The 11576-nt window shown below is 43.8% G+C and carries 11 protein-coding genes; 7 read left to right on the plus strand and 4 right to left on the minus strand.

Annotated features, from left to right (window positions below):
* Nucleotides 1-158 precede the first annotated feature (158 nt).
* Genes O9295_RS15275 through O9295_RS15285 form a run of 3 tightly spaced genes read left to right on the plus strand, consistent with a single transcriptional unit; the run spans nt 159 to nt 1994 of the window.
* On the plus strand, nt 159-1400 hold the full coding sequence (locus O9295_RS15275) for a GNAT family N-acetyltransferase (protein ID WP_288033671.1): 1242 nt from the start codon (nt 159-161) through the stop codon (nt 1398-1400).
* Nucleotides 1400-1837: a Holliday junction resolvase RuvX gene (gene ruvX, locus O9295_RS15280; RefSeq protein WP_012267477.1), complete on the plus strand. Its 438-nt coding sequence runs from the start codon at nt 1400-1402 to the stop codon at nt 1835-1837. The genes O9295_RS15275 and ruvX overlap by 1 nt, the downstream gene beginning before the upstream one ends.
* Nucleotides 1830-1994: a hypothetical protein gene (locus tag O9295_RS15285; protein WP_288033673.1), complete on the plus strand. Its 165-nt coding sequence runs from the start codon at nt 1830-1832 to the stop codon at nt 1992-1994. The genes ruvX and O9295_RS15285 overlap by 8 nt, the downstream gene beginning before the upstream one ends.
* Before the next feature lie 5 nt (nt 1995-1999).
* Here O9295_RS15285 and O9295_RS15290 read toward each other — a convergent pair whose 3' ends face one another.
* The 3 genes from O9295_RS15290 to O9295_RS15300 form a co-directional block, all read right to left on the minus strand.
* Nucleotides 2000-3250 carry a vWA domain-containing protein gene (locus O9295_RS15290; protein ID WP_288033674.1) on the minus strand — a complete coding sequence of 417 codons (1251 nt, stop codon included), beginning with the start codon at nt 3248-3250 and terminating at the stop codon, nt 2000-2002.
* 434 nt (nt 3251-3684) lie between these two features.
* Complete coding sequence (locus O9295_RS15295; protein ID WP_147070431.1) at nt 3685-4500, minus strand: prohibitin family protein; 816 nt, start codon at nt 4498-4500, stop codon at nt 3685-3687.
* A gap of 447 nt (nt 4501-4947) precedes the next feature.
* Nucleotides 4948-6171, minus strand: coding sequence for a methionine gamma-lyase family protein (locus tag O9295_RS15300; RefSeq protein ID WP_288033678.1), 1224 nt, complete (start codon nt 6169-6171; stop codon nt 4948-4950).
* Between the two features lie 119 nt (nt 6172-6290).
* Here O9295_RS15300 and O9295_RS15305 point away from each other — a divergent pair, with 119 nt between their 5' ends.
* From O9295_RS15305 to O9295_RS15320, 4 genes are all read left to right on the plus strand, one after another.
* Nucleotides 6291-7124 carry an acyl-CoA desaturase gene (locus tag O9295_RS15305; protein WP_002795871.1) on the plus strand — a complete coding sequence of 278 codons (834 nt, stop codon included), beginning with the start codon at nt 6291-6293 and terminating at the stop codon, nt 7122-7124.
* 484 nt (nt 7125-7608) lie between these two features.
* Nucleotides 7609-8781: a 1-deoxy-D-xylulose-5-phosphate reductoisomerase gene (dxr, locus tag O9295_RS15310; protein WP_288033681.1), complete on the plus strand. Its 1173-nt coding sequence runs from the start codon at nt 7609-7611 to the stop codon at nt 8779-8781.
* A 334-nt stretch (nt 8782-9115) separates the two neighbouring features.
* Nucleotides 9116-10411 carry a glutamate-5-semialdehyde dehydrogenase gene (proA, locus tag O9295_RS15315; RefSeq protein ID WP_288033683.1) on the plus strand — a complete coding sequence of 432 codons (1296 nt, stop codon included), beginning with the start codon at nt 9116-9118 and terminating at the stop codon, nt 10409-10411.
* Between the two features lie 15 nt (nt 10412-10426).
* On the plus strand, nt 10427-11098 hold the full coding sequence (locus tag O9295_RS15320; RefSeq protein WP_288033686.1) for a riboflavin synthase: 672 nt from the start codon (nt 10427-10429) through the stop codon (nt 11096-11098).
* 62 nt (nt 11099-11160) lie between these two features.
* Here O9295_RS15320 and O9295_RS15325 read toward each other — a convergent pair whose 3' ends face one another.
* Nucleotides 11161-11421 (minus strand): DUF4411 family protein, encoded by a 261-nt coding sequence (locus tag O9295_RS15325; protein WP_502846507.1) that lies wholly within the window; start codon nt 11419-11421, stop codon nt 11161-11163.
* Nucleotides 11422-11576 lie beyond the last annotated feature (155 nt).

The raw sequence follows: 11576 nt of genomic DNA on the forward strand, positions 1-11576 counted from the left end.
TGTCATAATCGGAAATTTGGCCCAAAAAACCCCAGCTACCGATCGAGGTGTTCTTTCGGTGGTGGTCCCCTATGATCCCCCAGAAATTGTTATTGGTGGGGAAGTGCCTCTAGATTCTGCGGTAAGATAGGTGCATAGACGATATTTACCCCAGAGCCATGACCACTTCTCCTGTTCCCCAAGGGGACGATTTTAGCGATCGCCAGATCCGTCCCGTACAGTATCGGGATTTGGAAGACATTGAAGCTTTAACCCTGGATGACTTCGATGAGGATATTGATCGTCGCGCCCAAAATTTCCGCACCCAGGTGCAGCAGGTGCGGCCTTGGTTTGGGTTATTTAAAATTCTCAGTTTTTTTCCCAATCCTCTCCAACACCGTTTTCATGTCTATGTGGCTGAGTCCATGGCCAATCGGGGAGAAGAAGGGAAAATTCGCGGGGCAATCCAAGTCACCCCTTTTAATAGTAGTCGCAGCACTTGGCGGGTGGAACAGGTGCGGGTGCATCCGGCGGAGTCTTTAAGCGAACCCAAGGGCATCGGGGCGCAATTACTGCGTTATTGTCTAGAAACGGTTTGGGAAGCGCGCACCTGGGTGTTAGAGGTTAATATCAATCAAAAGGACAGTTTGGCACTTTTCCGGCAACACGGTTTTCAGCCTTTGGCGGAATTAACCTATTGGTCTTTACCGCCGCAATTATTACAGGAATTGGCGAAACAAGAGCCAGATTTACCGAATTTACTGCCCGTGAGCAATGCTGACGCTCAATTGCTTTATCAGTTAGATTGTGTGTCTATGCCGCCGCTACTGCGTCAGGTATTTGATCGCCATATCCAGGATTTTAAAATCAGTTTAGTTGATAGTTTGCTCTATCGCTGTCAAAGTTGGTGCGGCAGTCCGCAAATTAGTCGCGGTTACGTTTTTGAACCGCAACGAAAAGCGGCGATCGGTTATTTTGAATTAATTCTATCTAATCGGGATGAGCGACCCCATCAAGCGAAATTAATTGTCCATCCCGCCTACACTTGGCTCTATCCTAAGTTATTAATCCAGATGGCCCAGATCACTCGCAAGTATCCCCCTCGCTCGCTAGAGTTGATATCTGCCGATTATCAGCACGAAAGACGGGAATATCTGGAACAATTGGGAGCGATCCGCAGTTCCCACACCCTGATGATGTCGCGCTCGGTATGGCACAAAATCCGCGAAACTAAGCCGGAAAATTCCGCCCTGGCAGAAATGCTGCAGGGTTTACAACCGGTGCCGCGAACTCCCATCCCTAGTCGGATGTCTTGGTTAAAATGGCCTAATAATCCCCCCCTGGACCCCCTCGACAGTCCGGGGGAACTTCCCCCGGTCAAACCGCCCTCGGAACCCCCCGATCAGGGGCATCCAGTGTGATGGAAAGAGTCGCCGCCCTCGGCTTAGATATCGGCAAAAAACGGGTAGGAGTGGCAGGATGTGACGGCACTGGTTTAATCGCCACCGGTTTAACCACGATTATCCGTTCTTCCTTTGTTGCCGATATACCACAGTTTGAGGCGATTGTCAAGGAAAGAAATATTAAGATTTTGGTGGCGGGACTGCCCTATACCATGGCCGGAGAACTAGGATTTCAGGCCCAACAGGTGCAAAAATACGCCCAGAAACTAGCGATCGCCTTAGATTTGCCCCTCGAATACATTGATGAGCGTTGCACGTCCCTAGAGGCGGAAGAATTCTTAAAAGCCAAAAAACAGTTTTCCTCTTGGGATAAGGGAGCGATCGATCGGGAAGCGGCGGCGATTATTTTACAACAATGGCTCGATCGCCGACGGCGAGTTAATACTGTTGTTTGAGGAGTTGACGGCAAGGGAACTGGTAGCCAAAGCCTCGACTAAAAACTCTCGAATATTTGTCTTACCGATCGCTGCCATGATGGGGGATCGGATTAACTTGCGGGCGATTTTCGGGGGGATTATTGCTTGGCTAGGAATCGGGATTTTATGCCAATGATTGGTTTATTCATCGGTTTGTAGTCTTGTTTTAGCAATAATGCGGGTTTTCTTTAAATCTCCCTCGCTCAATTCTTCTCCCACCTGTAAACGGGTGGCATTAGTTTGGAGGACAGTGGCGGCGTTTTTTTCTCCCAACTGTAGAGCGGTTTTGGCTGCGGTTTGTAGCATGGTGGCGGCGGCTGCTCGATCGCCCTGTTTTAATTTTTCTTCAGCGATTTGGGTTTGACGATATTTGGCTAAAGTCAGAGTCGATTTCTGAACTTGCTCGTTTAATTGGGATTGATAGATAGCTTGGGAGGCGATATTAAGGCTAACAGTCGCAGTTTCTAGTCCTTTTTGACCGGAAGCGGGATCATCGTAGCGAATCTTCACCTTAGCTATGGTGTGAGTACCGGGGGGAATTTGGTCAATATAGAGATTGAGGAGGAGAATTTTTTCTTCATCTATCATTAAATCACCCAAACGGGTGATGTAAAAATTGCCCTCTTTTTGTAGGCTCATTTCTATAGTTTCTGGAGCAACTTGGGCAATGGGTTTTAACTCCGCTAAATGAGTCCTGGAATCTAATTCTAATTGCAGGAAAGCGTTAGTTAACCGCACAGATTGCAGACGGTTAAACAGACGAGTAAATTCAATTAAAGCCTGTTCGGGTCTTTCGATATAGGATAAACTTCCGCCGGCGATATCGGCAATTTTTTCTAGGATATCTTGATTCCAATGATCGCCAAAACCGAAGGTATTTAAGGTGATACCGTACTCGGCCGCCACTTCGGCTAATTTTAAACAGCGTTGATTATTTCCGTGTTCATTTTCACCATCGGTAAGCAGAAAAATATGAGACACATAACCTTTGCTGCCGGTAGAACTTTCTTGAATACCTAATTTTATCCCTTCATCGATCGCCGTACCTCCTCCCGCTTGTAATTGTTGAATTTTTGAGCGAATTAAGGTCAGATCATCCTCTCGCGATTGGGAGGGAAGAATAACTTTGGCGCGATGATCGAAAGCTATTACCGAGAGACGATCATTAACTCCGAGGGATTCTATTAAACTGAAGGCCGCTTTTTTGACCGTTTCTAGGGGTTTTCCCTGCATAGAACCGCTATGATCGAGAACTAAACAAAGATTAATCGGTAAATTTGTGTTGATCTGTTCACTGGTGGCGGCGATCGATAGCATCAGTTGACGTTGACTGCTGTTTTGATTAGCATCGATATGACTGTCACTCAAGGCCGATTTTAGAGTTACCCGCATAAGAGTTTTTTATCGTGGTCGTTGATATTTATATTGTAATGAGTATAGTTAAATTTGTGCTTATTTTCCCGTCTGGCATCGAGTTAGACAAGTTCGAGCATTGGGTGCATCTCATTTTTGTCAATCTACGATGCACACCTGCGGTTGTTCATATATTGGTAAGTACCTAAGCAAAATTAATTATACATTTCGATAAAGCTTTTGCCTCTTGCCTCTTGCCTCTTGCCTCTTGCCTCTTGCCTATCTTCACTAGGAAATTTATTTTGCATGACTACTTAATAATTTAAGAGTCACTGATAATTCCCGATTGTCGATATTTCTACAAAGTTAAGATGCGGCCCCAGCAGTTCTTGTGGGAAATTTTACCGTAGCCGGTCGGACTTATTCTTTCGTGGAAGTCATGGTAAAATCTCTTTAATGCGAACTAAAGTTATTTACTTTTTTTGAGATGATAACAAATTGGAATCGATGTTGATCAGGGGAAGGGAGCCTGAACCAGTCATGACGACAGGAAAACGTCCATCCCACTTTTCGATTGCTCGTTGTTGTAAAATTTCTGCTGTTAGGTTTTGGCGCAATAGTTTTTGAGCTTCTGCCTGTCCCTTCGCGCGGTTGATTTCCGCTTTCGCTTCCTGTGCTGCTTGTTGTGCGCGAAAAGCAGCTTCTTGTGCCTTTTGTTCCGCTACTTGTTTGGCTTCAATCGCTGCGTTAAACTCTTCAGAAAAACCAAAATTAACGAGAGATACATCATTGATAATTATCCCATAACGTCTCAGTCTTTCGGCGAGGGAATTGTCAATTTCACGCTTGAGTTCTCCTCGCTCTTGCAAGATATTTTGTACGGGACGTTGTGCTGTTGCCGCTTTGACAATTTCCGATACTGCTGGGTTGATAATACCAGAGACAATCTCATTGATATCCCCAACTTGTTGATAAATCTGATTGACTTTGTCGGGGTCGATGTGCCAGTTAACGATAATAGTTGTTTCCACATCTTGCAAATCTTTGGAAGAGCCTTTTGCCTTTACTTCCGTTGTTTGGACTCGAACGTTGATGGGCTTGATCTTGGTGACAATCGGTATAACGGGATGAATTCCTTCATCGAGGATTTGTTTTTGCACTTTGCCAAAGTACATGACAACGCCGCGTTCGCCAGTATCAATAACGGCAAAAGGGCGCAGTATGGTAGTAAAAGCTAATATTAAAATTCCCCCCGCCATTAATGGTATTATATTGCGATTGTAATTCATGACAACTCCTTAGATATTTGATCGGTTTTATCGTACCACTGTTATTATAAGTAAGTAATCTCAATTAATTTTTAGATAGTGGGACAAGCTTCTGGTTCTTTGTATTTTATCTTTAATTGTAATTGGCTACTTAGTTGATGATAGGTGGTGCGTTACTTCAATCATAGTCCATCACACAATCACAGTCGATGATAGGTGGTGCGTTACGAGGGATTGTTACCTTCCAGTCACAGCAGCAATTTTGGCCGTCTAACGCACCCTACTGGATTGTTTCAGCTAATTTGGTGTATTAGAAAAATGCTATAAATTCTATAATCTAAGATTTTAAGCCGAAATCTATTGCCCTATTTTAGTTGAAACAGTCCACTACGTTTTACTTTTTGTTAACCACAAAGACAGGAAGTTAGGAATTTAACTAGGGGAGAGAAGGAAGGTGAGAGGAACCATTCAAGATAAAGCTGCGATCGCTTGTTCTAGGGCCAGGGAAATATGGGTCCAATGGGTTCCCCCCTGACAAAAAACGATATAGGGTTCCCGTAGGGGTCCATCGGCGGAGAATTCCGAGGTGCTGCCATCGATAAACGTGCCACCAGCCATCACTACTTGGCTCTCATAGCCCGGCATTTGGGCAGGAATGGGGTCCAAGTAGGAACCGATGGGAGAATAGGCTTGAATGGTTTTACAGAAGGCGATCAGCTTATCGGGAGAACCGAGTTTAATCGCTTGAATAATATCGCGTCGAGGCACAAAAGGAGCAGGATTGACTGGATAACCCAACTTATCGCCCACATAGGCGATTAAATGACTGCCTTTCATCGCTTCTCCCACCATTTGCGGTGCTAGAAACAATCCCTGATAAAGGAGACGATTTTGGTCAAAAGTTGCCCCTCCCTCCCTACCGATCCCCGGTGCTGTCAGACGATAGCAGGCCATTTCCACTAATTCCGCTTTACCTGCTATGTATCCCCCGGCCGTGACGATTGTACCTCCGGGATTTTTAATTAGAGAACCGGCCATCAGATCTGCCCCCACGTCGGTGGGTTCTTGGGTGTTGATAAATTCTCCATAGCAATTATCGACAAAACAGACCGTATTCGGGTTTTGTTGTTTAACTATACGGACAATTCTCTCGATTTCGTCAATAGACAAACTCGATCGCCAGGAATAACCGCAGGATCTTTGAATATGCACTAAACGAGTTTGGGGTTTAACTGCTGTTTCCAAAGCCAACCAATCGATCGCACCGGTAGAATCTAGCTCTAATTGCCGATAACTAACGCCAAAATCCTTTAAAGAGCCTTGACCACTGCCCCTAATCCCAATTACTTCCTCTAGGGTATCGTAGGGCGCACCGGCTACCGCTAACATCTCATCCCCCGGTCGAAGAACCCCATACAAGGCACAGGCGATCGCATGGGTTCCTGAAACAAATTGTACCCGCACCGCTGCCTTTTCGGCCCCCAGGGCTTGGGCGAACACTTGATCTAAAGTATCCCGTCCCAAGTCATCATGACCATAACCACTAACACTGGCAAAATGATGCACCCCGACGCGGTTTGCACGGAAAGCGCAGAGGACTTGACGGAGATTTTCCTTGACCTGTGCGTCAATTTCCGAAAAAATGGGCAGTAAGGCCTTTTCTGCCCTGTGGAGTAGAGGGGGGATATCCATCAAACAATAGACTGTGATATTTGTTACTATTTATTAAGCGTCAAAGTTCCCCCTGTGTCAAATCGAGACAGATAAGACAATGATGCTCTGTCTCCTGTTGTTTCCCTTTGGGTTATTCAATGACTGTTGCGACTTCCGAAAAACTTCCCATTGACTGGGTGACTCTCATCTACATGGCTTTTATCCACTTAGTGGCTCTTTTAGCCTTCTTGCCTAGCAATTTTAGCTGGGGTGCAGTGGGAGTGACATTGATTCTCTATTGGATTACCGGGGGTTTAGGAATTACCCTCGGTTTTCATCGTCTGGTCTCCCATCGGAGTTTTAAGACTCCCAAATGGCTAGAATACTTTCTGGTTTTCTGCGGGACCCTCGCTTGTCAGGGGGGTGCGATCGCATGGATAGGTTTACATCGTATTCATCATAAATATTCTGATACTGCTCCCGATCCCCACGATTCTAATAAAGGTTTTTGGTGGAGTCACATGGGTTGGATGCTGCACGAAATTCCTGCCGACGAAGAAATCGCTCGTTTTACCCAAGATATCGCCGACGATCCTTTCTATAAATTCTGTCAAAATTATTTTGTTCCTATCCAAATTGTTTTAGGCTTAATTCTCTATGCTATGGGCGGTTGGCCGTTTGTAATTTGGGGAATTTTTGTTCGCTTGGTCTTAGTTTTCCACTCCACTTGGTTTGTCAATAGCGCCACCCACAAATTTGGTTATGTTAGCCATGAATCCCACGATAATTCTAAAAATTGTTGGTGGGTTGCTCTCTTAACTTTTGGTGAAGGTTGGCACAATAATCACCATGCCTATCAGTATTCTGCCCGTCATGGCCTACAATGGTGGGAGGTTGACCTGACTTGGATGACCATTCGTCTGCTGCAAATTCTGGGATTAGCTACTAATATTAAGTTGCCTCCCACCACGGCAACGGCGACAGAAAGTTAGTTTTATCCAGTTGTTAAATTAAATCTAGCCGAACTTAAGTTTAAGTTCGGTTATTTTTTCGGCGACTTAACCCAAATCTGACGGCTTTTCCCACGGCACAACTGAGGAATATAGGTACGGCGAATCCTCCCCCAAAAAAAAGAATTAAGGACAGAATCCCTTTCATGAATGCTGCTGCTGCCGAACATTGACTGGGGAGAGCGCAACTCATCCCAAGAGCGAAGGATAACCAAACAAAAAAGAAAACACACAGGGGAAATAAGAGGCAAAAAACCAGACCCCCCGCTAGACAGCCTAATCCATTGGCCGTTCTATTCGATTTCTTCTCTGTCACCATCTCTATCGCTGACTCTTTCTAACCCATAGCACAAAAAAGTCAAACTAGCAACTTTTTTAACAAATATTTAATATTTACTCTGATGTGCCAGAAAGACCCCAGAGAACGTATATTTAAAGCTAATCCCCAAATTATATTAAGTTTCTAATGAAAAAAATCTCGATTTTAGGCTCTACAGGCTCGATCGGTACTCAAACTCTCGATATTGTCACCGATCATCCCGATAAGTTTCAAGTGGTGGGATTAGCCACGGGTAATAATATTCAACTACTATCGGAGCAAATTTGGCAATTTCGCCCGCAAATCGTGGCGATTAACAACGAAAGTCAACTAGAAGACCTAAAAAGCCTAATTTCCGACCTTGACTATACCCCGATTATCCTAGCAGGAAAGGAAGGAGTAATCGAAGTGGCCCGTTATGGCGATTCCGAAAGCGTCGTCACGGGAATTGTTGGTTGTGCGGGATTGCTGCCGACGATTGCCGCTATTACTGCTGGTAAAGATATCGCCCTCGCTAATAAAGAAACCCTGATTGCTGGCGGTCCGGTGGTGCTGCCTTTAGTGGAAAAACACGGAGTTAAATTATTACCTGCTGATTCGGAACATTCAGCTATTTTTCAATGTTTACAGGGAGTTCCCACCGGGGGATTAAAAAAGATTATTCTCACTGCTTCTGGGGGTGCTTTTCGCGATTTACCCGTGGAAAAATTGCCGCAAGTAACCGTAGCTGATGCCCTCAAACATCCCAACTGGTCTATGGGCAGAAAAATCACCATCGATTCGGCTACTTTAATGAATAAAGGTCTAGAAGTTATCGAAGCTCATTATTTATTTGGTGTCGATTATAATGCGATCGATATTGTTATTCATCCTCAAAGTATTATTCACTCTTTAATTGAGTTACAGGATACATCGGTTTTAGCTCAATTAGGCTGGCCAGATATGCGTTTACCCCTGTTATATGCCTTGTCTTGGCCCGAAAGAATTTATACCGATTGGGAACCTTTGAATTTAGTTAAAGCCGGCAGTTTAACTTTCAAAGAACCCGATCATCAAAAATATCCCTGTATGGGATTAGCCTACGCAGCCGGCTGCGCAGGTGGGGCAATGCCAGCAGTATTAAACGCGGCTAATGAACAAGCGGTAGCGTTATTTTTAGAAGAAAAGATTAGCTTCTTAGATATTCCCCGGGTGATCGAAAAAGTTTGCGATCGCTTTGCAATTCATAACACTTCTACCCCTAGCCTAGATGACATTTTAGCCGCCGATAATTGGGCGCGTCAAGAGGTATCTAACTGTCTGATTGCCAATCTGGTCTAGATAGTCTAGATTCTGTAGGGATGTTAACTCTAATGTCTCTACAGGTCTAGGATAGAAAAATCACTAATTTTGGCTATTTTTTCTAGATAACCTTCAATAAACCTCTTGCCTAATTAATTTTTGAGGGTTCAAAAACGGCAAAAATAAGGATTAAATTGCCTAAAATCCGTAAATAGACCATTTAATTGATTATTATTCATTCTTAATTCTCCTGACTACTGACTCCTAACCCTAACAACAATTTTTGATTTTTACAATGAGGTGTAATGACCCTGAAACTTGATCAAAAATAAGATAAAATAAACAAGATAGCGGTTATTACTTTTAATTTTCTATGGTTACAACTTCTCTATCCCTCCCCGAAATCGCCAGAGAAACCCGTCAAGCGAGTCGTCAACTGGCTATCCTGACTAACGAAGAAAGGAATGAAGCTTTAGAGGCTATTGCTGAGGCTTTAACTGCCAATGCTGATCAGATACTAGAAGCGAATATCGCCGATGTTCAAACAGCCAAGGCGATGGAATTATCCCCAGCTTTATGTGCGCGATTAGAGTTAAGTCCCAGCAAATTAAAAGCCGCTATTGCCGGGGTGCGAGATGTGGCTAAATTAGCAGATCCTTTAGCTACGATGCAAATTAATCGGGAATTAGATCAAGGTTTAATTCTGCGGAGAATAACCTGTCCTTTAGGGGTTTTAGGCGTTATTTTTGAAGCTCGTCCCGATGCTTTAATTCAAATTACCAGTTTAGCGATTAAATCTGGTAATGGCGTTATTTTAAAAGGGGGGAAAGAAGCGATCCGTTCTTGTCAAGCTTTAGTAACAATTATTCATCAGGCATTGAGTCAAACTAAAGTTAATCCAGCAGCAGTACGATTATTAACAACACGAGAAGAAATTCAGGAACTCTTAAAACTTGATCAATACATCGATTTAATAATTCCTAGAGGTTCTAACGAATTTGTGCGTTATATCCAAAATAATACCCGCATTCCTGTCCTCGGTCATGCCGATGGTATCTGTCATCTCTACATCGACAAAGAAGCCGATTTAAGCAAAGCAATTAGAATTACCGTCGATGGCAAAACCCAATATCCTGCCGCTTGTAATACCATTGAAACTTTATTGGTTCATCAAGACATCGCTAGACAATTTTTACCCGCAGTGGCACAAGCATTAGAGGAAAAAAAGGTTAAATTATTGGGAGATGAAGCAACTCGTCAGATGATTAACGTACCATCGGCCACAGAACAGGACTGGCAAACCGAATATAGTGATTTAATTCTGTCAATTAAAATTGTCGATAGTCTGGAATCAGCGATCGAACATATTAATTATTACGGTTCTCGACACACGGAAGGCATTGTCAGCGAAAATTTTAACACGGCCAAAACCTTTAGCGATCGAGTCGATGCCGCCGGAGTTTTTCATAATTGTTCCACCCGATTTGCCGATGGTTTCCGTTACGGTTTCGGGGCCGAAGTGGGTATCAGTACCCAAAAAATGCCTCCCCGTGGTCCGGTGGGATTAGAGGGATTAGTGACCTACAAATACCAATTAGTGGGAGATGGTCATATTGTCGCCGATTATTCTGGGGAAAATGCCCAATCTTTCACTCATAAGGATTTATAGTCGAGAAAAAAGCCGATGTTTACAGGATTAATTCAAGCCTTGGCAACGATTCGGGTCGTGGATACCGATAGACTATATTTGTCTGTATCCTCTGATACAATTATCCGAGATTTAATGATTGGTGATAGTGTGGCTGTGGATGGGGTTTGTTTGACAGTCGAGGAAATTCTCCCAGAGGGTTTTCTGGCCACCGCTTCCCCGGAAACCCTACAGCGCACTACTTTGGGACGAAGGATTAAAACAGAAACCAACGTTAACCTAGAAACCTCTTTGCGGGTGGGTAGTAAAATCGGTGGTCATTTTGTCACCGGTCATGTGGACGGTATTGGCTGTTTAGTCGAATCGATAATCGTGGCTAATTCGTGGGAAATGACCTTTGCTGCCCCTAGTTCCCTAGAAGAGCAGTGGAATAACTACATAGCTCGTTATATCGTCGGTAAGGGCAGTATAGCTGTTAATGGCATTAGTTTAACCGTGGCCGATTGCGATGCCTCCGGCAGCTGGTTTAAAGTGGCTGTCATCCCCCACACCTACGCCGAAACCAATCTTTCCCATTTAAAATTAGGCGATTGGGTGAATCTAGAAGGGGATATTTTAGGCAAATATGTGGAAAAATTGCTAGGAATGCGCTCTTATCATGCTCCTAGCGAGATTAGCCTAGAATTTCTGGCTGAACATGGTTATTAGTTTTCCAGAAAAAGCCTTTTCAACATATAAATTTATTGGCAATTTATCCATTAATTTTAGTTTTAAAATTGCCAACCTTCTCGCTCCATTAAACCCTGAACATTGGTACAATCGATAGAAAAGTGTTGACAGACTGTGGGGATTTTGGGAGCATTAGGCTTCAAGGCTTCTTCGGTAATTACGCAACCGTCTTTTATCTTGGCACAGGCAATAATAAATGGGTCTGCCACTGGCTTTCCTTGTAATCTTGCTTTTTGACTCACTAAATCCTTAAAGTTTCTTATAGAAACAATTTCAGGAATAAATAGGGCTTGCTGAATAATGGTAAAACCCTTTGAAAATAAGGCTTTTGACCTGTTAAAGTCCGATGTTAGTGCAAGAAAATAGGATTGGGACTTTCAAAAACCTTGCATTATCCTTCTTGTAGTACATGGCTTGGTACAAAAAACAATGGCAACAAAGCCCGAAACTCCTGACT

This window comes from Microcystis sp. LE18-22.4A (assembly GCF_027531105.1).
In the GTDB taxonomy this organism is placed as follows: Bacteria; Cyanobacteriota; Cyanobacteriia; order Cyanobacteriales; family Microcystaceae; genus Microcystis; species Microcystis aeruginosa.

Excerpts from the sequence above, each read along its gene's own strand:
- O9295_RS15295 (WP_147070431.1), bottom strand. The coding sequence starts at position 4,500 with ATGAATTACAATCGCAATATAATACCATTAATGGCGGGGGGAATTTTA.
- O9295_RS15300 (WP_288033678.1), bottom strand. The coding sequence starts at position 6,171 with ATGGATATCCCCCCTCTACTCCACAGGGCAGAAAAGGCCTTACTGCCC.
- O9295_RS15305 (WP_002795871.1), top strand. The coding sequence starts at position 6,291 with ATGACTGTTGCGACTTCCGAAAAACTTCCCATTGACTGGGTGACTCTC.
- dxr (WP_288033681.1), top strand. The coding sequence starts at position 7,609 with ATGAAAAAAATCTCGATTTTAGGCTCTACAGGCTCGATCGGTACTCAA.
- O9295_RS15290 (WP_288033674.1), bottom strand. The coding sequence starts at position 3,250 with ATGCGGGTAACTCTAAAATCGGCCTTGAGTGACAGTCATATCGATGCT.
- proA (WP_288033683.1), top strand. The coding sequence starts at position 9,116 with ATGGTTACAACTTCTCTATCCCTCCCCGAAATCGCCAGAGAAACCCGT.
- ruvX (WP_012267477.1), top strand. The coding sequence starts at position 1,400 with ATGGAAAGAGTCGCCGCCCTCGGCTTAGATATCGGCAAAAAACGGGTA.
- O9295_RS15320 (WP_288033686.1), top strand. The coding sequence starts at position 10,427 with ATGTTTACAGGATTAATTCAAGCCTTGGCAACGATTCGGGTCGTGGAT.
- O9295_RS15275 (WP_288033671.1), top strand. The coding sequence starts at position 159 with ATGACCACTTCTCCTGTTCCCCAAGGGGACGATTTTAGCGATCGCCAG.